The sequence below is a fragment of the Aquisalimonas asiatica genome, assembly GCF_900110585.1.
In the GTDB taxonomy this organism is placed as follows: Bacteria; Pseudomonadota; Gammaproteobacteria; order Nitrococcales; family Aquisalimonadaceae; genus Aquisalimonas; species Aquisalimonas asiatica.
The window spans coordinates 83,278-103,437 of the sequence record NZ_FOEG01000009.1 but is presented as its reverse complement, the minus strand read 5'-3'; the positions used below and the strand labels follow the sequence as shown (position 1 = coordinate 103,437).

19 protein-coding genes are annotated in these 20,160 nt (G+C 69.4%); 5 read left to right on the top strand and 14 right to left on the bottom strand.

From position 1 onward, the window contains the following. Position 1 precedes the first annotated feature (1 nt). The 10 genes from BMZ02_RS15710 to mgtE all read right to left on the bottom strand — a co-directional run bounded on the left by BMZ02_RS15710 (position 2) and on the right by mgtE (position 9,640). Complete coding sequence (locus BMZ02_RS15710) at positions 2 to 2,536, bottom strand: FtsX-like permease family protein (protein ID WP_091645592.1); 2,535 nt, start codon at positions 2,534 to 2,536, stop codon at positions 2 to 4. Beyond that, the gene (locus BMZ02_RS15705; RefSeq protein WP_091645591.1) at positions 2,536 to 3,195 is read right to left on the bottom strand and encodes an ABC transporter ATP-binding protein; all 660 of its coding nucleotides are present in this window, start codon (positions 3,193 to 3,195) and stop codon (positions 2,536 to 2,538) included. Before BMZ02_RS15705 ends, BMZ02_RS15710 begins: the two co-directional genes overlap by 1 nt. Continuing rightward, positions 3,195 to 3,383: a hypothetical protein gene (locus BMZ02_RS15700; RefSeq protein WP_091645589.1), complete on the bottom strand. Its 189-nt coding sequence runs from the start codon at positions 3,381 to 3,383 to the stop codon at positions 3,195 to 3,197. The genes BMZ02_RS15705 and BMZ02_RS15700 overlap by 1 nt, the downstream gene beginning before the upstream one ends. A 68-nt stretch (positions 3,384 to 3,451) precedes the next feature. After that, the gene (locus BMZ02_RS15695) at positions 3,452 to 3,832 is read right to left on the bottom strand and encodes a hotdog family protein (RefSeq protein WP_091645587.1); all 381 of its coding nucleotides are present in this window, start codon (positions 3,830 to 3,832) and stop codon (positions 3,452 to 3,454) included. Further along, positions 3,829 to 4,230, bottom strand: coding sequence for a MaoC/PaaZ C-terminal domain-containing protein (locus tag BMZ02_RS15690; RefSeq protein ID WP_091645585.1), 402 nt, complete (start codon positions 4,228 to 4,230; stop codon positions 3,829 to 3,831). The genes BMZ02_RS15695 and BMZ02_RS15690 overlap by 4 nt, the downstream gene beginning before the upstream one ends. Beyond that, on the bottom strand, positions 4,217 to 5,737 hold the full coding sequence (locus BMZ02_RS15685) for an AMP-binding protein (RefSeq protein ID WP_091645583.1): 1,521 nt from the start codon (positions 5,735 to 5,737) through the stop codon (positions 4,217 to 4,219). Before BMZ02_RS15685 ends, BMZ02_RS15690 begins: the two co-directional genes overlap by 14 nt. A 47-nt stretch (positions 5,738 to 5,784) precedes the next feature. Further along, positions 5,785 to 6,549, bottom strand: a complete 765-nt coding sequence (locus BMZ02_RS15680) for an enoyl-CoA hydratase/isomerase family protein (RefSeq protein WP_091645582.1) — start codon at positions 6,547 to 6,549, stop codon at positions 5,785 to 5,787. Further along, on the bottom strand, positions 6,542 to 7,165 hold the full coding sequence (locus BMZ02_RS15675; protein WP_091645580.1) for a TetR/AcrR family transcriptional regulator: 624 nt from the start codon (positions 7,163 to 7,165) through the stop codon (positions 6,542 to 6,544). The genes BMZ02_RS15680 and BMZ02_RS15675 overlap by 8 nt, the downstream gene beginning before the upstream one ends. A gap of 75 nt (positions 7,166 to 7,240) precedes the next feature. Then, complete coding sequence (locus BMZ02_RS15670; RefSeq protein ID WP_091645578.1) at positions 7,241 to 8,269, bottom strand: metal-dependent hydrolase; 1,029 nt, start codon at positions 8,267 to 8,269, stop codon at positions 7,241 to 7,243. After that, complete coding sequence (mgtE, locus tag BMZ02_RS15665; protein WP_171909955.1) at positions 8,270 to 9,640, bottom strand: magnesium transporter; 1,371 nt, start codon at positions 9,638 to 9,640, stop codon at positions 8,270 to 8,272. Positions 9,641 to 9,735: 95 nt separating this feature from the next. On the opposite strand from mgtE, the gene BMZ02_RS15660 reads away from it, so the two are divergent. Next, positions 9,736 to 11,046 carry a hypothetical protein gene (locus BMZ02_RS15660; protein ID WP_091645574.1) on the top strand — a complete coding sequence of 437 codons (1,311 nt, stop codon included), beginning with the start codon at positions 9,736 to 9,738 and terminating at the stop codon, positions 11,044 to 11,046. Here the strand turns inward: BMZ02_RS15660 and BMZ02_RS15655 are convergent, their stop codons facing one another. The 4 genes from BMZ02_RS15655 to BMZ02_RS15640 form a co-directional block, all read right to left on the bottom strand. Then, positions 11,047 to 11,397: a hypothetical protein gene (locus tag BMZ02_RS15655; protein WP_091645572.1), complete on the bottom strand. Its 351-nt coding sequence runs from the start codon at positions 11,395 to 11,397 to the stop codon at positions 11,047 to 11,049. A gap of 83 nt (positions 11,398 to 11,480) precedes the next feature. After that, positions 11,481 to 12,122, bottom strand: a complete 642-nt coding sequence (locus BMZ02_RS15650; RefSeq protein ID WP_091645570.1) for a PilZ domain-containing protein — start codon at positions 12,120 to 12,122, stop codon at positions 11,481 to 11,483. Between the two features lie 4 nt (positions 12,123 to 12,126). Further along, entirely contained in the window at positions 12,127 to 12,660 is a 534-nt protein-coding gene (locus tag BMZ02_RS15645; RefSeq protein WP_091645569.1) for a macro domain-containing protein, read from the bottom strand. An 81-nt stretch (positions 12,661 to 12,741) separates the two neighbouring features. Then, a complete protein-coding gene (locus tag BMZ02_RS15640) occupies positions 12,742 to 13,425 on the bottom strand; it encodes a zinc metallopeptidase (protein WP_091645567.1) in 684 nt (227 codons plus the stop codon). Positions 13,426 to 13,616: 191 nt separating this feature from the next. Here BMZ02_RS15640 and BMZ02_RS15635 point away from each other — a divergent pair, with 191 nt between their 5' ends. From BMZ02_RS15635 to BMZ02_RS15620, 4 genes are all read left to right on the top strand, one after another. After that, complete coding sequence (locus BMZ02_RS15635; RefSeq protein WP_091645566.1) at positions 13,617 to 14,081, top strand: ProQ/FINO family protein; 465 nt, start codon at positions 13,617 to 13,619, stop codon at positions 14,079 to 14,081. A gap of 148 nt (positions 14,082 to 14,229) precedes the next feature. Further along, entirely contained in the window at positions 14,230 to 15,417 is a 1,188-nt protein-coding gene (locus tag BMZ02_RS15630) for an efflux RND transporter periplasmic adaptor subunit (protein ID WP_091645564.1), read from the top strand. Next, positions 15,414 to 18,482, top strand: a complete 3,069-nt coding sequence (locus BMZ02_RS15625) for an efflux RND transporter permease subunit (RefSeq protein ID WP_091645562.1) — start codon at positions 15,414 to 15,416, stop codon at positions 18,480 to 18,482. The genes BMZ02_RS15630 and BMZ02_RS15625 overlap by 4 nt, the downstream gene beginning before the upstream one ends. Next, positions 18,479 to 20,149: a TolC family protein gene (locus tag BMZ02_RS15620; protein ID WP_091645561.1), complete on the top strand. Its 1,671-nt coding sequence runs from the start codon at positions 18,479 to 18,481 to the stop codon at positions 20,147 to 20,149. The genes BMZ02_RS15625 and BMZ02_RS15620 overlap by 4 nt, the downstream gene beginning before the upstream one ends. The last annotated feature ends 11 nt before the right edge of the window (positions 20,150 to 20,160 follow it).

Here is a 20,160-nt window from a genome sequence, read left to right as displayed (position 1 = left end):
GTCAGTCCTCTTTCATTGCCAGGGCCGGCGTGGTGCGGGCCATGCGCCAGGCCGGATAGAGCCCGGCCACCAGCGCCGCAACCAGAGCCAGCCCGAGGGCCTGCAGCAGTATCCAGGGATCGACGGCCAGGTCCATGGACCAGCCGAAGGAGCGCTGGTTGATCACAAGAATCAGCGCCGCCGCCAGGCCCAGCCCCAGCGGTATGGCGAACAGGCCGCTGAGCACGCCCACCAGGGCGTTCTGCGCGGTGACCAGCCCCCCGAGTTCGCGTGGTGTGACCCCAACCGCGCGGAGGACGGCATACTCCCGGGCCCGCTCCAGCGACAACGCCAGCAGCGCACTCAACACGCCGGTGACCGCCACGAGAATCGCCAGCATCCGCAGCACCTGGGTGATGGTGAACGTCTGATCGAAGATCTCCAGGGACAGCGCACGGATCTCGCGGTTGGACTGGAACTGCAACAACTGCTCACCCTCTGCGGCCGCGCCCTGGAGCCGCTCCCGCAACGCCTCCGTGGAGACACCGTCGCTGGCGTACACGCCGAGGCTGTCCACGGCCGGGTCATCCCAGTGGCCGTCGTACGTCTCGCGCCCCATGATAACCGCCCCCTCCGAGGTCCCGTAATCGTAGAGCACGGCCGCCACCGGGAAGGCGCGTTCGCCGCGGGAGGTGCCGAGGGTGATGGTGTCGCCGACGGCGACCCCGTGGTGCCAGGCATAGGGCTCCGTGACGAACACCGCCCCGTCGTCCCGGTACGCCTGCCAGGCCCTCCCGGGGTCGCCGGCCCGGAAACGGAAACCATCCTCGGCGGGCGGCGGGATGTCGAACACCCGCAGCCGGGCGTCATGGTCACCGGCGCCGACCCGCACGAAGCGCGACCGGGTGACGAAATCGACGCCGTCCACCCCTTCGAGTCGCTCGCGCTGGTCCGGTTCCATGGCCCCGCCGCCCGGCACCGAGACGTAGACGTCCGCGTGCAGCGTGGCATCCAGCCAGTCCGCGAAAGTGGTGCGGAAGCTGTCCACCATGACGCCGACGCCGATAACGGCGGACACCGCCACCGTAAGCGCGGCGGCGGCCACCCCCGTGCGCGAGAGGCTTGCGCCCACGCCGCGCGCGGTCATGCGCCCGAGATACCCGGCCGAGGCGCCCAGTACCGGCGCCAGCAGGCGCACGCTCAGGAACAGCAACGGCGGCACCAGCAGCGCCATGCCGACGATGAGCGCGAACAGCCCGGCAAACGCCGGTGCCAGCTGCTCCCCGGTGGCCGCCAGCAGCACCACGCCGAGCGCGCCCAGCACCAGCCCGACGGTGCTGAGCAGTGGCAGCCAGCGGCGGCGGCGATGCTCGAGGAACGAGCGGCTCAGCGCCGCCCGGGGCGGGATGGCGGTCGCTTCCCGCGCCGGCGCGAGCGCGGCGACAACAGTCATGCCGACGCCGAGCAGGGCCCCGCGCAGCAGCGACGCCGGATCGACGCTGAGCTCCCGGATGGCCAGCGCAAAGTAGAGGTCGTCGATGGTCCGGGTCACCAGGTCCACCAGGACCGTGGCCAGGGCAAGCCCCAGCAGCAGCCCGGCGGCCGTGCCGACAACCCCGATGATGGCGGCTTCCAGCAGAATCACCCGGAACACTTCGCCGCGGGTGGTGCCGGTGGCGCGGAGCATGCCCAGCAGCTGCCGGCGCTGCACCACCGAGAAGGTCATGGTGTTGTAGATCAGGAATGCGCCCACAACCAGGGCCAGCAGGCTGAACGCCTGCAGGTTGAGCTGAAAGGCGTCGGTCATCTGTGCCAGGGAGGCGGCGCGCTGATCCGCCTCCACCAGCCGCGCACCATCCGGCAGCAGCTCGGACAACACCGCCAGACGCCGCTCGTCCAGCACGAAATCCACCCGGTCCAGGCGCCCTTCCCGGCCCAGCAGTTCCTGGGCCGCCGCGATATCCATGATGACCACATCCCGCAGGCCGGTGGCATCCAGCTCCCGCTGCGGCGTCATCCCGTCCAGTATCCGCAGGGTGTGATCCCGCCCCCGGTGGCGGACGGTGAGCGGTTCACCCGGCTCCAGCTCCAGCCGGGCCAGGTCCGACGCCAGCATCACCGCGCCGTCCGGGTAGGCCAGCAGCTCCCCCACCGGCACGCGGCCGGTGATGCCACCAATGGCGGGGCGCATGCCGCCCTCGGCGAACACGTCCACGCCAAGCACCCGCAGACTGCGATCGTCCCGCTCCGGCAGGCGCACAAACCCTTCCACCACCGGTGCAGCGGGTCGCAGGCCGTGGTCGCGCCGCAGTGCCACGTACCAGTCTTCGGGGATGCCTTCCGGGCCGGCCACCACCTGGTGGGTCGCCTCGCCGGTCAATGCCTCGGTGGACAGGGTGAACGCCCGCGAGGCGCTCTGGTTGGCCAGGTCCACGGCCACCACCACGGCAACGCCGACGGCCACCCCCAGCAGCGCCAGCCCGAGCTGCCACGGGTGGCGCCAGAGGTAGCGCAGACTCGCGCGCAGCAGCAGGGAGCGCGGTGACAGCAACGCCATCAGCCAGTGCCACCCCCGAGCCTGAGCACGCGATCCATGCGGTGAGCCACGGCCATGCTGTGGGTCACGAGCACCACGGTCACCTGCCCCTGGCCGGTGAGCTCGTCCAGCAGTGCCAGGACCTCTTCGGCCGTGTCCTCGTCGAGGGTACCGGTGGGCTCGTCGGCCAGCAGCACGTCCGGCGCATGCACCAGCGCCCGGGCAATGGCGATGCGCTGCTGCTCACCGCCGGAGAGCGCATCGGGGAACGCTTCTTCGCGATCCGCCAGCCCCACGCGTTCCAGGAGGCCCCGCGCCCGCTGCCGGCCGGCCGTATCAACACCGCCGGTCATCTCCAGCGGCATGAGCAGGTTCTCGGTGACGGTCAGGGTGGGAATGAGATTGAAGAACTGGAACACGAAACCGATACGGTGGCGGCGCAGCAGTGTGCGCTCGCGCTCGTTCATGGCGGTGAGCTCGGCATCGCCGATGTGCACCCGGCCGGCATCGGGCACGTCCATGCCGCCAAGCAGGTTCAGCAGGGTGGACTTGCCGACACCGCTACGCCCGACCACCGCCAGCCGCTCGCCGGTGGCGACCGTCTCGGAGAACCGGTCCAGCACCACCCGCGATCGGCCGCCCTCGGTGAACGCGCGGGAGACCTGATCCAGGACGATCATCAGCGCCGCTCGGTCCGTTCCCGGCCGCAGCGCGAACAGCGAAGCACGGTCATCAGGCGCCCTTCGCGCACGTCGAAACGGGACTCGGTCACCACTTCCCAGCGGTGGCGACCGGCGCGGCAGAGGGTGTCACCTTCGCGTTTGCGCTGCCGGCGCTGGCGCCGCTGCAGCGGAATGACATCGGCCATGGTGGGGCTCCATCACCTAGCTGGAACCGCCATTGTGCCTGAGCCGGCGCCGCTTGGGGGAGCGCCGGTTACCGCTTGAACAGCACCAGCGCGTCACCCCGGCATACCACACGGCCATCGACGCCGGTGCACTCGGTGTCCAGGTTCACCAGCGCCTTGTCCGGGCGCAACCGGGTGATGACAACACGCGCCGTAATGGCCTCCCCCACCTGCGCCGGGCTGACCACCTCCAGGTGCTGCTTCAGGTAGTTGGTCCCGTGCCCCGGCAGGGTCTCGCCCAGCAGACAGGAGAACAGGCCCGCCAGCAGGGGCTCCGGAACGCCGTCTGCCGGCTCCGGAGCACGCGCCAGCGCCGCCCATTGCCGGACATCCTCGGCGGAGTAGGTGCGCACCAGGGAGGCGGTGTCACCCACGGCGAGCCGGTGGAACGCGTCGAGTACGGCGCTCATGACTGCGCCTCCCCGCCGAACCTGACCAGGCACTGACCATCGAGCCCGCGGCGCCCGTCCGCCTTCTCCACGCGGGTGGCGACGCGCCAGCAGTCGTCATCTTCCTGCCACAGGGGCTCCAGGGCGATGCTCACCGGTTCGTCGGCATAGGTCGGCGCCGGGAACATGAGATCCTGCGCCACCAGCTTCGCACCGGGCCAGCTGCGTGCGGCCAGGCCGTGCACCGCGCTGAACAGCAGCATGCCGTGCGCCACGGTGGCCCCGAACGCGGTGTCGGCGGAGAAAGCCGGGTCCACGTGGATGGGATTGCGATCGCCCGAGAGATCACCGAAGTGCTCGAAGTCGGCCTGGGTGAACACCCGTTCCTCGTGAACGGCCTGCAGTTCAGCGGCGTGCATCGTCGCGCAACTCCTGTTTCTGAACCTTGCCCAGGGCGTTGCGCGGCAGCGCATCGCGGATGGTGAACACCTTCGGCACCTTGTAGCCGGCGAGCCGCTCGCGGCACCAGTGGCGCAGCGCGTCGGCATCGGCGGCGCCCCCATCGCCGAGGCAGACGTACGCGCAACCCACTTCGCCCCAGCGCTCGTCCGGCATGCCCACCACCGCCACATCGGCCACGGCGTCGTGCTGCAGCAGCACCTGCTCCACCTCCGCGGGGTAGACGTTCTCGCCGCCGGAGATGAACATGTCCTTCCAGCGATCGACGATGAAGTAGTAGCCGTCCGCATCACAGCGGGCCACGTCGCCGCTGTGCAGCCAGCCGTCGGCCTCGATGGTCTCCGCGGTGGCGTCCGGGCGCTGCCAGTAGCCCGGTGTGACACCCGGCCCGCGGATCAGCAGCTCGCCGGGCTCGCCCGGGGGCACGTCATTGCCGTCACGGTCGACGATACGGGTCTCCGCCAGCAGCTGGGGCCGCCCGACGGAGCCGGTCTTGTCGAGCACGCGCTCCTCGTCCAGCAGGAACACGGTGGGGCCGGTCTCGGTCATGCCGAAGCCGGTGCGCACGTGGATGCCGTGGGCGACGTAACGTTCGGCCACCGACAGCGGCAGCGGCGCGCCGCCACACCCCCAGGAGCGCACGTGCCCGAGCCGCTCGCCGCTGAAACCGGGCTGCTCGATGAGCATCTGGTAGACGGCCGGAACACCGAAGAAGACGGTGGCCCGCCGCGCCAGCACGTCCAGGGCCTGCTCCGGCTCGAAACTGCGCTGCACCAGCACGGCCCCGCCCACCAGGAAGACGGCGGTGGAATACAGGTTGATGCCGGCGGTGTGGAACATGGGCAGTACGTTGAGCAGCACGTCGTCCTGCCGCAGCTCCACGGGAATACCGATGTTCCAGTAGTTCGCCATCATCATGCGGAAGGTCTGGATCACGCCCTTGGGCCGACCGGTGGTGCCGGAGGTATAAAGCAGGTACCACGGGGTGTCGGGTGATCGCGGCGCATGGGGCCCGAGGTCGGGCGTGGCCGCCGCGATGTCGTCTTCGTACGCCCGCGCGCCGGCTGCTCCCCCCTCCATGCCCACACTGACCAGTGCCGGACGACTGCCGGCCAGCGTGCCGGCGGCGTCGGCGAACTCGGCACCATGGATGAGCGCGGTGGGCGTGGCGTCGTCCAGCAGCCCGTCCAGTTCGGGCACGGCAAGCCGCCAGTTCAACGGTACCAGGATCACCCCGGCCTTGGCGCAGCCGAACAGCAGGGCGAAGAACTCGGCGCGATTGTGCCCAAGGTAGGCAAGGCGGTCACCGGCATCGAGCCCCCAGGTTCCGGTCGCCGCCGCGGCGACACGGGCGGCCCGCTCGTTGAGCTGGGCATAGGTGTAACGGGTGCCGTCGGTCAGATCTTCCACGGCCAGCGCATCGGGCGTCACCCGGGCCCGGTGCGCAAGCAGGTCGAACATGTCCATGGCCTTGCCCTCCGCGTTTCTGATTCACTTCGGGGTGTCTTCGTCCCTCACCCCTTGCCAAGAAAGGCAGCCATCCCCTGTTCCGCCTCGTCACTCCCGATCTGTTCGAGGAAGTTGTCCAGCTCGGCCTCCAGCCGGCGCTCCACGGCGACCGGGTCGGGCCGCGTCAGTGCCAATGTCCGGCGCACGCTCCCCGGCCAGCGGCTCTCCAGTTCATCTGCCAGCGCCAGGGCGGTCTCCACAACGCCCTCGTGGGGGGCCAGCCGCTGGACCAGCCCCAGCGCCGCTGCCGTGTCCGCGTCCAGCGCGCCGTTGCAAAGCTGCAGCTCCAGCGCCCGGGCGCGGCCGATCCGCTCGGGCAACAGCGCCGTCCAGCCGCCGTCGGGGCTGAAGCCCACATGGGTGTACCATGGCGAGAAGCTCGCGCGCGGCCCGGCGACCACCAGATCGCTGGCCAGCACCAGCCCCAGGGAGCCACCGGTCACCACGCCGTGCACCGCGGCGATGGTGGGCACCGGCAGGCGCAGAAGCTGGAGAATGACACCGTTCAGCGCACGCACTACGCGCCGGGCGTACTCCACCCGTTGCGCCCGGGGAACGGCATAGAACCCGGCCACGTCACCGCCCGTGGAGAACGATCTGCCGTTGGCCGCCAGCACCACTGCGCGTGGCTCATGCGCCGACGCCTGTGCCAGCGCCTCGGTCAGGGCGTCCAGCAATTCAGGCACCAGGGCGTTGTGCCGGTCGGGTCTGTTCAGCGTCAGCCGGACCACGTCCCCGGTACGGGTGGCCATTACCAACGGTTCATTCATTGTTGTGCTCTCCGGTCATCAGGCCGCTCCGGAGCAGATCACGCACCGTGTCCACGACGCGGTCCAGGGGCACGTCCCGCTCCCACAGCCCGTAGCGAAGCCCGAGAAAGTGCGCCATGCCCATCAGCGCCCAGACGCGGATACGGTTGTCCCCCGGGCGCACCTCACCGTCGGCTTCCGCCACATCCAGCAGGCGCAGGTAGCTCTCGCCGAACGCCTCGTAGTACTCGCGGTAAATGGACTCGTCCACGAACTGTGCTTCCTGCAGCACCCGGTACATCCACGGATGGCCGGCCACGTAGGCCAGGAAGGCCCGCAGCCCCCGCGCTTCGGCATCCAGGCGGTCACGGGCGTCGGAGATCTCCGCCGCCAGGTGCGCGCGCAGATCCCGGCCCATGTTGCGCACCAGCTCCCGCAGCACCTCTTCCTTGTTGCGGAAGTAGGAGTAGAACGTGCCCTGGGCAACCCCCGCCGCCAGGGTGATGTCGCTGATGCCCGCCCTGTGGTAACCGCGGGAGCCAAACGCTTCTTCCGCGGCCCGCAGCAGGCGGGAGCGGGTCTGGGCACCTCGGCGGGTGCGGGGCGCGGAATCGCGTGGCAGTGACTGATCCGGCATGGCAGTTCCGAAACATGACTCAATTGTCATTAATTTATTCGCGACCCGCCCCGGGGTCAAGACTGCAGGCGCACCTCAGTCCTTCCCCTGCAGGCGCTCCCAAAGGGCCCTGGCGGTGGCGCGATCCCGGTCGCCCTCCACGTCCAGGCTCAGGGTCTCGATATCCACCGGGTCGTCCGGCCCGTCGGGGGCAATGATCCGGTAGGTGAACACGTGCGGCCGATCGTCGCCGATCCACTCGAAGGCCTGGCCATAGCGCAGATCCCGGAACAGGAGCTCCCCCTCCTGCTCCGCCATCTGGTAGTACCCCTCGGAGACCTGCAGCAGATCCTGAACCACGGGGGCGTCACGATAGGGCGCCAGCAAGTCCGCGCGCCGCTCGAAGTGAATGAACGTCTCCGGCGGACCGTCGTCCAGCCGCGAATGAAAGCCGACCCAGTAGCCGTCGTCGACCTCGGCGATACCCCGCCAGAGCACGTTGTTGAACACCGTGGGCTTGACGAACAGGCGCTCGTGCTCGATCCCGGCACGCTCGAGCCCCGTCTCGAACACGGTGGTCACCCACCACTTGTGGGCGAGCGTGAACGCCAGGTAGGCACTGGACAGCGCCACGCCCACCCAGGCGAGCAGGCTCCGCCAGCGGGAGTGCTCGCGGAAGAACACCAGCGCCGGCACCGTGAGCAGGAGCGGTAGGGTATAGAGCGGATCGATCACCGAGATGCTGGCGAGGGCCACCGCGTGGTCGCTGAACGGCAGGAACAGCTGAATGCCGTAGGACGTGAAGGCGTCAATGACCAGATGGCTCAGCAACACCAGCCAGACCATCAGCGACCACCCCTGCCAGCCCACGCCGCGGCTTCGGTGGATACGCGCCAGCAGCCAGCCGAGCAACGGCGCCAGCAACGTGACGAAGAGCAGCGAATGGGTGATGCCACGGTGGAAGGTCAGCGCAGCGGCGTCGCCCATCAGTTCGCCGATGGGCACGTCCACATCCGGCACCAGGGCCACCGCGGCGCCCCAGGCCACCGCCACGTTGCCGACGCGGCGGCCGAGGGCAAGCTGCCCGATGGCGCCACCGAGCAGCAGATGAGAGACGGTATCCATTCAGCCTCCGGCCAGCAGCGAGGTGAGGAACACGGTGCACAGCCCCAGGTAAATGGACACCCCGGTGATGTCGGTGATGGTTGTCAGCACGGGACCGGTCATCATGGCGGGGTCGCGGCCGATGCGCTTGATCAGGAACGGAATGGTCCCGCCGACCACACCGGCCACCAGCACGTTCACCGCCAGGGCCGTCCCGGCCACGAGCCCGAGCACCAGGCTGCCCTGCATGACGTAGGCGACCACCGTGAACAGGGCCCCCAGGGCGATGCCATTGCAGATGCCGATGAACAGCTCCTTGCGCACCGCGAGCCAGAAGTCCCGCAGGCGCACCTCCCCCAGGGCAATACTGCGGATGGACACCGACAGTGCCTGGATGCCGACATTCCCGCCCATGTCGGTGATCATGGGCAGGAAGGCGGCGAGTATGGCCACCTGCACCAGGGTCTCCTCGAACGAGGTGATGACCACCACCGCCCCGAGGTTCAGAAAGATGTTCGCCGCCATCCACGGCAACCGCCGTCGCACCGCTTCGGCCGGCGGCGTGAAGAAGGTCTCGTCCACCGAGACGGCGTGAATCTGGGCGACCTCGTCCACCGCTTCGTGCGCCAGCAGGTCCATGGCCTGGTTGATGGTAATCACGCCAACAAGGCGGCTGTCGCCGTCCACCACGGGCAGCAGTTTCAGGCGGCGGCTGCGCACACGCCGCGCGGCATCCATGGCCGCGTCGTCCACACGCGCCACCATGACATCGCGGGTCATGAGGTCGCTGACCTCGTCGCGGGCCCGCGCCAGGGTCAGGTCGCGCAGGGACACCACGCCCACCGGGCGGCGCTCGGCATCCACCACGTAGATGTATGCCCCCCGTTCCACGTCGGCGGGCGCATAACGCACCGCGTCCACCGCCTCGTGGGCACTGGCGTGCTCCGGGACCGCCAGGTAATAGGGGCTCATGATCGAACCGGCACTGTCGTCGGGGTAGGCGGCGATGGTCTCCACCTGTCGCAACACATCCGCATCCAGCCCCTGCTTGATGGCCTGGCGCTCGTCCTCGGGCAGCACATCGAGCACGTCGGCGATGACGTGATAGGGCATCCCCGCGATGAGCAGCCGCGCCTCGTCATCCTCCATTTCGCCGAGCAGCCGGGCAGTGAACTCCCGCGGGAGATAGGTCGCCAGGCTCGCCGCCTTCTCCCATCCGGCGAGGCGGAAGAACGGCACCACGGTCCCTCTGGGCGCTTCCATCAGCACGGACGCCGCCCGCAGTGTGGAGACGTTGCCTGACGCCTTCAGCGCCGCGGGCAAATCGCCCTCTTTCAGGTTTGATGCGAGATCGGACGCGTAGCCGTCCAGTGTTGCGGTATCAAGCAGCATCGACATTCCCCGATCGATCAGTAGTGGCGCTATTGTCCACGAGCCCCACGGGCGGTGCCACCGGCGGTATAATCGCCGCGGCAACTGGAGCCCTCATGTCCGTTTCACACCCCCAACCTGCTGCCCGCCGTCGCGTTGCCGGCTGGCTGCTGGCCGGTACCGCACTGTTCACGGTGGTCACGGCCATGACGCCGGCGGACTGGCGGATCGCTGCCGGCATCACGGCCTGGGCAGCGTGCCTGCTGATGCTGCCGGATATCGCCCGGCGTTCGCGCTGGCAGAGCGGCGTGCTGATGACACTCGGTGCAGGCGGCATGCTCTGGGGGCTGTTCCAGGGCGAGGCCATCCAGTGGCAGCGCGCCGTCGCCGCGAATACCGGCCTGATCTCGCTGCTGATCGGCGTCAGCTTCCTGCAGCTCGTGGCCATGCCCCGTCGCGCAAGCGACACCACGCTGCCCACGGGCCCCTCCGCCTATCGCAACACGCAGGTCGGGGTGCAGCTCTTCGGCTCGGTCATCAACCTGTCCACGGTGTTCATCGTCGGCGACCGCCTGACCCGGGAACAGGGCATGGACCGCCGGCTCACCATTCTGCTCACCCGCAGCTTCTCCGTTGCAGCATTCTGGTCGCCCTTCTTCGCGTCCATGGCCGCGGCACTGGCATTCGCGCCGGACGCCAACGTCGGCCACCTGATCGCAACCGGGCTGCCTCTGGCCACGGCAGCGCTGCTGGGCACCTATCTCCTGGAAGGGCGCAAGGTGGACCACCGGTTCCAGGGTTACCCCATCCGTTACGACAGCCTGGCGCTGCCCGGTCTTCTGGCGGTCACCGTGCTGGTGGTCCACGCCTTCTACCCGGAGGTCTCGGTCATCGCCCTGATCACGCTGCTGGGGCCCATGATCACCATGGCGGCCCTGATCCCCCGGGGCCGCTCAGGCCGTCGGGCGCTGAAGCAGCAGGTGGAGGAAAACCTGCCGGGCATGGGCAACGAGCTGTCGCTGTTCCTGGCGGCTGGCGTTCTCGCCGCGGGGCTGGGCAGCGTGCTGGCAACCACCGGGGACTGGCTCCCGTTCCAGGCGTTCGGCGGGCTGGAGGCGTGGCTGACGCTGGTGGCCATGATCGGGCTGGCGATGGTGGGCGTGCACCCGGTGATCAGCGTGGCCACATTCGGCACCATGCTGGAGCCGCTGAACCCGGATCACAGCCTGCTCGCCGCCACCTTCCTGGCAGGCTGGGCCCTTGGCGTCTGTGTCAGCCCCCTGTCCGGGCTGACTCTCGCATTCCAGGGGCGCTACGGCGTCGACGGCACCCGCATTACCCGCTGGAACCTGGGATACACGGCATGGATGCTCGGTCTCTGCGCCGTCTCCCTCAGCCTGCTCGCCATGTGGACGGCAGGGGGATGATCAGGCCGCAAGGCTCATGAAGAACGGCGCATAGGCGATCACCAGCACCAGTGACACGAGCAGCTCGGAGCGGATGATGAGACGCAGCCGGGCCACCTCGTCAGGCGTGTTGTCGCTCATCCAGACCCGGGACATGAGGGCATCCAGCAGCAGGCCCACCAGGAACAGCGGCGCCAGCGTCGGCATGACCACCGTCTCCACGAACCCCATGCCTTCGTAGACGGTTTGCGCATCACCGGCGGGGGCCATGACCATGACGATCACCGACCCCACGATGAGCGCCGCGCGCAGCACTCCCAGCTGTCGGAAGTAGCCGCCTATGACGGTGCCGAACGCCTGTACGTAAGCCATTGGGAAAAGTCCACTCGATGCAATGCGGAAATCGGGAACGGATTGTAGCAGCCCGGGCCCCCAAGGGGGCACCGTCCGGCGGGTCAGGCAGAGCGTTGCTGGTAACGCTCGAACACGTACTCCCGCAGGGCACTGCGGCTGTCCCGGTCCATGTCCCGGCGGTCGAACGCCATGGCCACACCCACCCGGTCACCCGAGCGCCGCACACGCACCACGCGCCCGCCGACACGGACACCGTCGTGGTTGGGCAGTTGCAGGTGCAGCCCGGACAGGCTGGCCCCGCTGGACACCTCTTTCGCCTCCTCGCCCTGGAGGAAAACGCCGCTTGTGGAGATATCCACCACATCGGCCTGTTGCAGCCGCCCGCCATGGTCGCGGACACGGACTTCACCGTTACCGGGCCGAACCCGCAGGCTGCGGGCGCGACCCCGACGGTCCACGAGAACGGGATACCGGGCCCGCAGCTTGAGTTCGCGTGAGGCCAGGCTGTCGGGGTCCACGTCCAGCGAGTACTGGAGGGTCTCACCGTCACCATCGACGATCAGGCGCAGCCGCCCGGAGGCCAGCAGCCGCTGCACGAACCCGCTCTGCCCGGAATCCGCCTCGATCACGACGCGCTCCTCCGTCGTGGTGTCATCGCCGCGGCGGCGGGACTCGGCAAACAGTTCGCGCAGGAAACGGCGCTCATCCACAGTGAGAATGGTCCAGGCGTCGTGACGCGTCATCCAGTCACCCCGTTTTCAATACATCATCGAAGGCGTGCCGGTCGGCTTCGGAGAAGAACACGAAGCGGACCAGCCGCGGTGGCTCACCCAACGTCTCCAACGCATCGTCCACTCCCTGAACGGCCACTCTGGCAGCGTCCCGGAACGGATAGCCGAACGCGCCCGTGGACAAGGCCGGAAACCCCACGGACTGAATACCATATTGCGCGGTCAATTGCAGGGCATTCCGATAGCAGTCCGCCAGCAGCGTATCGGCCGGTTCGTCGATACCGAAGCGCGGGCCCAGGCAGTGGATGATCCAGCGGTTGGGCATGTTGAATGCGGGTGTCACCACCGCCTGACCGGGTGAGATCGGCGCAAGTGGGCGACATGCGGCCACCAGCTCCTCGCCCGCCGCACGGTGAATCGCCCCGGCCACCCCTCCGCCGGGCATCAATTGGGCGTTGGCGGCATTCACCACGGCGTCCAGGTCATCCTGCTGCGTGATGTCGCCGGTGACGGTCTCGATTCGCGTCGTCTCGTGTACCACGGTCAACACCCTCCCGTGACAGGGTCATGGGCGCCAAGCATACCAATCCGCTCCCCGGGTGTCGTGGTCATGCCCCCGGCCTGCGCCCGGTCAGGGGCGCAGCAGCCGCAGCCACAGCCAGACATTCAGCAGACTCATGGCGGCGGCGGCCACGTAGGTGAGCGCGGCGGCCTGCAGAATCCGCCGCGCGTGGGGGCGATCCTCGGGGTGCAGGTACCCGGCTTCCAGCAGCGGCATGGCGCGGCGGAAGCTGGCATCGAACTCCGTTGGCAGCGTCACCAGGTGGACCAGCACCCCCGTGGCCAGCCCCGCCACCCCCAGTGCCGCGGCCGGCAACAGCAGGGCCGGTGACCGGCTTACCGCCAGAATCAGCGGCAGCCCGAGCAGCAGCCCGGCGCCCACGCGCTGCCCCGCGGTGGCCCAGCGCACCATGCGCGTGCGCCAGTGCAGGGGCCGATAGCCGATGGCGTCCTGAACGGCGTGCCCGACCTCGTGGGCCGCGACGGTCACCGCGGTCAGCGACCGCCCCTCGTAGTTCTCCCTGCTCAGACCGATCCGGCGTCGCAGCGGATCATAATGGTCACCCTGCGTGGTCTGCTCGACCTCCACGTGCGGCAGCTCCAGGCGCCGCAGCAGATCGCGGGCAAGCTCCGCGCCGGTCATCCGGTAACGGTCTCCGGGCGTCCGGTAGCGCCCCATCACGCGGCGCACCCAGAGCCCGGGCACACCGGCGGCGACGAGGATAATGGCGCCGAGCACGAGCAGGGGAATCATCGGGAAATCGTCCGGGCCACCGGGAAATCGTGGAACATGAACCAGGGCCGCGTTGCAGCGCGTGACTTGCGCACTGGCAATACGCCTGAGAAGGTTAGTAGCATACCTGCCAGTAGCAGTGTACGTCAGTCAACGGGCGCATCGGGAGCGCGCCCTGCTGGCAGGGCAGCCCCAGGCAACAGGACGGACGCATGGCGACCAGTGAGACCCAGAAACGGCAGCGGGCCGAGCGGACGCGCGCGTTCCTTGACCAGCTCATGGAACAGTTCCCCGCCTGCTTCACCAGGGACCGCGAACAGATTCGCCCCCTGGCCATCGGTATTCAGAAGTCGCTGCGCGATGCCCTGGCCCGCAACCCCGAGACCGAGGAAACGCCGGGGTGGCTGGTGCGCCAGGCACTTGCCCTCTACACGCGCTCGCCAGCCTACCTGGACGCCACCATCGCCCGCCGCAACCGCATTCACCTCGACGGCAGCGACGCCGGGGAGGTGAGCGATGAGGCGGTCCGCTACGCCCAGGAACGGCGGGACGAACAAAAGAAGCGCCGCGCCGCCAAACGCAAACAGCACGCCAAGGCCGCCAAGCCACGCAAGCCGTCGGCCGAGGAGCGCAAACAGCAGAAGCTCGAGGCACTGGCGCGCAAGTTCAACGCCTGAACACCGCAGGGGCGCGGCCAGCGGCTGAACGCAGGCGCGCCAGCGCGGTCAAAAGCGCGAGCATGGCCGGTCCGCCCGTGACGGGCCGCGCAGGACCCGATAATCCCCTCCCGCACGATGGCGGCGATTCCGCAGGCATGGGTGGCCAATGAAGCAATACGGATCCGTGAGCGTCGTGCTCGCGCTCGGTCTCGCGCTGGGCGCGCTGATCTGGTTTACCGGTGACGACGACACCCCCTCGCGCCCCTCGGGCGAACCCCGGGGCGTGCCCGTGGAAGCCGTTCAGGTGGAGCAGCGTGACCTCACCCAGCGCGCCCGTTTCAGCGGCTCCCTCATGGCCGCCACCCAGGTGGGCATCGCGCCCCGGATCACGGGGCGGCTGGATTATCTGCACGTGGATCTCGGCGACGTGGTGGAGTCGGGCGAGATTCTCGCCGAACTGGATGACGAGGAGGTGCGCCAGGAACTGGCACAGGTCCGCGCCGAGCTGCTGGTCGCCAGGGCCAGCACCAACGAGGCGGAAGCGGCGCGCAACGCGGCCGAGCGACGCCTGAATCGAACCCGGGAGCTGCGTGAACAGCGCGTCGCCTCGGAATCGGAACTGGAGGCGGCAGAGACGGAGCTGCAGGCGGAGCGCGCCCGGCTGGAGCTGGCCCAGGCTCAGGTCAGCCAGCGCGAGGCTGCCGTGCGCGCCGCGGAGATCCGCCTGGGTTACTCCCGCATCCGCGCGGACCGGGTCGCCGACGGCGCCACGCGGCTGGTCGCCGAACGGCTCGCCGACCCCGGCTCCATCGTCCAGGCAAACGAACCGATTCTCACGCTGGTGGACCTCGATCCCCTGCGCGGTGTGGTGTTCGCCACGGAGCGGGAGTACGCCACGCTCCAGCGTGGTCAGACCGTGCTGCTGCGCAGCGACGCCCACCCGGACGAGACGTTCGAGGGCCGGATCGCGCGCATCGCGCCGGTGTTCCGTGAAGACTCCCGGCAGGCGCGCATCGAGATCGAGATCCCGAACCCCGACCACCGCCTGCGTCCGGGCATGTTCGTGGATGCCCGGGTCATCACCGGCGCGCGCGAGCAGGTCACCACCGTGCCGGCAGGCGCGCTGCTGGAGCGCAACGGAACGCGGGGCGTCTTTCGCCTGGAGCGCGACGACGACCGCTACCGTGCCCGGTTCGTGGAGGTCACTACCGGCGTGCGCGACGGCGAGTGGGTGGAAGTGCGTGACCCGGACCTGGACGGCCGCGTGGTCACCCTGGGCCGCCACCTGCTGACCGACGGCACCCCCGTGCAGGTCACCGACGAACCGGCCGTGACCGCGGAGCGCACGCCGTGAACCTGGCCGGGTTCACGGTTCGGCGGCCGGTTCTGACACTCATGGTCACGCTGATCAGCGTGACCATCGGCCTCATGGCCCTGAGCCGGTTGCCCATCGACCTGCTGCCGGACATCACCTACCCCACCATCACGGTCACCACCGAATACCCCAACGCCGGGCCGGAGGAAGTGGAGCAGCTCATCACCCGGCCCGTGGAAGAGGCGGTCGGCGCCGTGGAGGGCGTCGAGGAGATCAGTTCCACCTCCACGGAGGGGAGCAGCAACGTCCGCATCGCCTTTGGCTGGGGCACCAACCTGGAGGAGGCGTCCAACGACATCCGCGACCGCCTGGAGCGCATCATCGGCGCGCTGCCCGACGACGCCGACCGGCCACGGGTGCGCAAGTTCGACGCCGCCGACACCCCCATTCTGCTGATCGGCGTTGCCGCACCACTCGACCCCATCGAGCTGCGCCAGCTCGTGGACGACCGCATCCGGCCGCGGCTGGAGCGCCAGAGCGGGGTGGCCGCGGTGGATGTCTGGGGCGGCCTGGAGCGGGAGATCCGGGTGGACGTGCAGCCGCAGCGGATGCAGGCGCTGGGGCTGGATCTCCAGGACGTGCGCGATGCCATCCGTGACGCCAACGTGATCGTCCCCGGCGGCGACATCATGGACGGCCTGTTCGAGGTGCGGGTGCGCACGCCCGGGGAATTCCGCACGCTGGACGACATCGCCACAACGGTGATCGACGTGCGCAACGGCGCCCCGGTCACCATCGGGCAGGTGGCGGACGTGCAGGACACCCACCAGCGGGTGACGCGCATCATCCGCATCAACGACGACCCCGGCCTGCGGCTCGCGGTGCGCAAGCAGTCGGACGCCAACACCGTGGAAGTGGCGCGCAACGTCAACGCCGAGATCGAGCGCCTCGCGCGGGACTATCCGCAACTCCAGATCGTGCCGGCGGTGGACAACGCGGCGTTCATCCAGCGCTCCATCGACAACGTCAGCCGCTCCATCCTCTACGGCGGCAGCCTGGCGGTCCTGGTGCTGCTGTTCTTCCTGCGCAACATCCCGTCCACGCTGGTGGCGGCCACCGCCATCCCGGTATCGGTGATCGCGACCTTCGCGCTGATCTACTTCGGCGGTTTCACCCTGAACCTCATGACCCTGGGCGGGCTGGCGCTGGGGGTCGGCCTGATGGTGGACAACGCCATCGTGGTCATCGAAAACATCACGCGCCGCCGCCGCGATCTGGGCGAGGATCAGAACGTGGCGGCGGTGGCCGGCACCGGCGATGTGGCCGCGGCCATCATCGCCAGCACGCTGACCACCCTGGCCATTTTCCTGCCCATGTTCTTCGCCCAGGAGCTGGCTGGCGTGCTGTTCCGGCAGCTCGCCTACGTGGTGGCATTCGCGCTGTTCTGCTCGCTGCTGGTGGCCCTGACTCTGGTCCCCATGCTCATGGCGCGCCCGACCGTGGAGCGCGCGGCGGCGCCGGGCTTTTTCACGCCGCTGGCCAACGGCTGCGGGCGCCTGATTCGTGGACTCGAGCGCGGTTACCTGCGCGCCCTGGAATGGGTGCTCGGCAACCGCGCCGCCGTGCTGCTCGGCGCCGTGATCCTGTTCGTTGCGGCCATCGCCGTGGTACCCCGCCTTGGTACGGAGTTCATGCCCGCCACCGACGACGGCGAGGTACGTGTGACCTTCGAGATGGAGCCCGGGACCCGGCTGGACGTCATCGACGAACAGGTCCAGCGGGCCGAGGCGATCATCGGCGCCGCCGTCCCCGAGCTGCAGAACAGCGTCGTCAGCGTGGGCTCCTCGACCTTCCGTGCCAGCTCGCCGGCGCGGGCGGACATCACCATGAGCCTCGTACCAAGGGCCGAGCGCGACCGCAGCAGTGAGGACATCGCCAATGACCTGCGCCGCCGTCTCACGGACACCGCCGGCGCCACGGTGCGTGTGCGCGCCAGCCAGGGCATGGTGTTCCGCCGTCTCGGTGGTGGCGGCGAGGAACAGCTCGAAATCGACATCCAGGGCTTCGAGCTGGAGACCCTGGACGCCGTGGCCCGTGAGGTGGCCGACCGGCTGGAGGATGTGCCCGGTATCACCGACATCGCCCTCGCCCGGGAGGACGGCACGCCCCAGGAGCTGGTGCGGGTGAACCGCGAGCGCGCGGCGGACCTGGGCCTCAGCGTCGGCCGCGTGGCCCGCACGGTGGAGACCGCCCTGGGCGGCAGCACCACGGGTCAATTCCGCGACGGCGGCAGCGAACACCCGATCCGGGTCCAGCTCCAGGACGCGCGGCGCATGAGCACCGACGACCTGCTGGCGCTGACCATTCCCGGCCTCGACGGCGACAATATCGCCCTGCGCAACGTCGTCACCCTGGAATCCGCCGAGGGGCCGATCCAGATCTTCCGCAAGGAACAGCAGCGCCTGAATACCGTCTCCGCCAATGTCTCGGAACGCGACCTGGGGTCGGTGGTGGCGGACGCGCGGGCGGCACTGGCGGACATGCCGCTGCCCCGCGGGGTCGACATCACCTTCGCCGGCGATTACGAGGAGCAGGAGGCGGCCTTCTCCGAACTCGGCCTGTCCATGCTGCTGGCCATCGCGCTCGTCTACATGGTACTGGCGAGCCTGTACGAGTCCTTCCGGGACCCGCTGATCGTCATGGGCGCCGTCCCCATGGCCGCCATCGGCGTGGTGGGCCTGCTGCTCGCCACCGGCACCACCCTGAACACCCAGTCGCTGATCGGCTGCATCATGCTGGTGGGCATCGCCGTGAACAACGCCATCCTGCTGGTGGACCAGAGCGCGCGCCTGCGTGCCCACGACGGCTTCGCCGTGGGCGCCGCGGTGCGGGAGGCGGCCCGGCGGCGCCTGCGGCCGATTCTCATGACCTCGTTGACCACCATACTCGCGCTGCTGCCCCTGGCCCTGGGGGTCGGTGAAGGTGGCGAAGCGCAGGCGCCCATGGCGCGGGCCGTCATCGGCGGGCTGCTCAGCTCGACCGTCATCGCGCTGTTCGTAATCCCCGTGCTCTACACCCTGTTCCACCGGGAGCATCGCCAATGAGGCTATCCGCCGCACTGCCCGTCGCCCTGCTCGCAACAACCGCCCTGGCCCCGCCCACCCTGCCGGCGGAGCAGCCCGGCGACGCCGCGCGGGAGTACATCGATACCCGGCCGGTAGACCCGGACACTACGGCGCCGGATGGGACCGTGGAACAGCTGGACCGTGATCCCCCCCGGGAGGCGACCGGCGCGGAGCTGGATCTCTCCCTGCCGCTGGACTGGACAGGCCCCGAGCCGGTGGATGACGTGCCCCTGTCCCTGTCCGTGGAAGACGCCGTGCTGCTCACCCTGGAGAACAATCGCTCACTCGCCTCGGAGCGCCTGCAGCCCGCCATCGCCGGCACCTTCGAAGCGGTGGAGCGCGCCGTGTTCGACCCGGTGATCTTCGGCGAGATCAGCATCGGCCGCGACCGCGTCGTGCAGCAATTCCAGGAGGTGGATGAGCCCCCCGAGGAGCGGCGCACCGAGACCGAGCGGATCGAGGGCGGGCTGCGCCAGGCGCTGCCCACCGGCACCGAGCTGGAGCTGTCCGTGCGCAGTGACCGCGCCGACCGGTCCGGGGTCGAGGAGCAGTACGCCAGCCGCCTCGGCGTCACCCTCACCCAGGCCCTGCTCCAGGGTGGTCGCATCGACTCCAACCTGGCCAGCCTGCGCCAGGCGGAGATCGACACCCTCGCCAGCGTCTACGAGCTGCGCGGCTTTGCCGAGGCCCTGGTGGCGGAGGTGGAGAGCGCCTACTGGGGCTACGTGCTGGCCGACGAGCAGGTGGCCATCTTCGAAGAGGCCCTGGACGTGGCGGAGCAGCAGCTGGAGGAGACCCGGCGACGCATCAGCGTGGGCGACCGGCCCGAGACGGACGAGACCGCCGCGCAGGCGGAGGTGGCCCTGCGCCGCCAGGGCCTGATCGATGTCCGCAGCCAGCGGGAGAGCGCGCGCCTGTCGCTGCTACGCCTCATGAACCCGCCCGGCGCCACCTGGGACACGACGCTGGAGGCACAGGACGAACCGGACGTGATCCCCCTCCCGCTCGGCGAGGTCCGCGACCACGTCCAGCTGGGCCGCGGCCTGCGCCCGGACCTCAACGAAGCGCGCCTGCAGATCCGGCGCGGCGAGCTGGAAGTGGTACGCACCCGAGACGGCATGCTGCCGCGGCTGGATTTCTTCGTCACCCTCGGCAAGACCGGGTACGCCGACAGCTTCGGTGACTCCTGGCGCGACGTGGACGGGCCGGGCTACGACTTCCGCGCCGGCATCCAGGTGGAGACGCCGGTGTTCCGCCGGGCGGAGGAGGCCCAACAGGATCGCGCCCTGTTCAACCGCGAACAGGCCGGCGAAGCGGTGGCCAACCTGCGCCAGCTGGTGGACCTGGACGTGCGCAATGCCTGGCTGGAGGTGGAGCGCACCCGCGAGCAGGTGGACGCCGTGGCCGTCACCCGGCGCCTGCAGGAGGAAGTCCTGCGCGCCGAGCAGGCCCGCTTCGAGGTGGGCGAAACCACCGCACTGGTGGTCGCGCAGGCTCAGCGCGACCTGCTGGAGAGCCAACTCGAGGAAGTGGAGGCCGCCATCTCCTGGCGCCAGGCCGTCACCGAACTCCATCGGCAGAGCGGCACACTGCTGCTCCGGCGGGGAATCGGCATGCCGGGCGACGAGGAAGTGCTGACCCGGTGACACCCGACAGA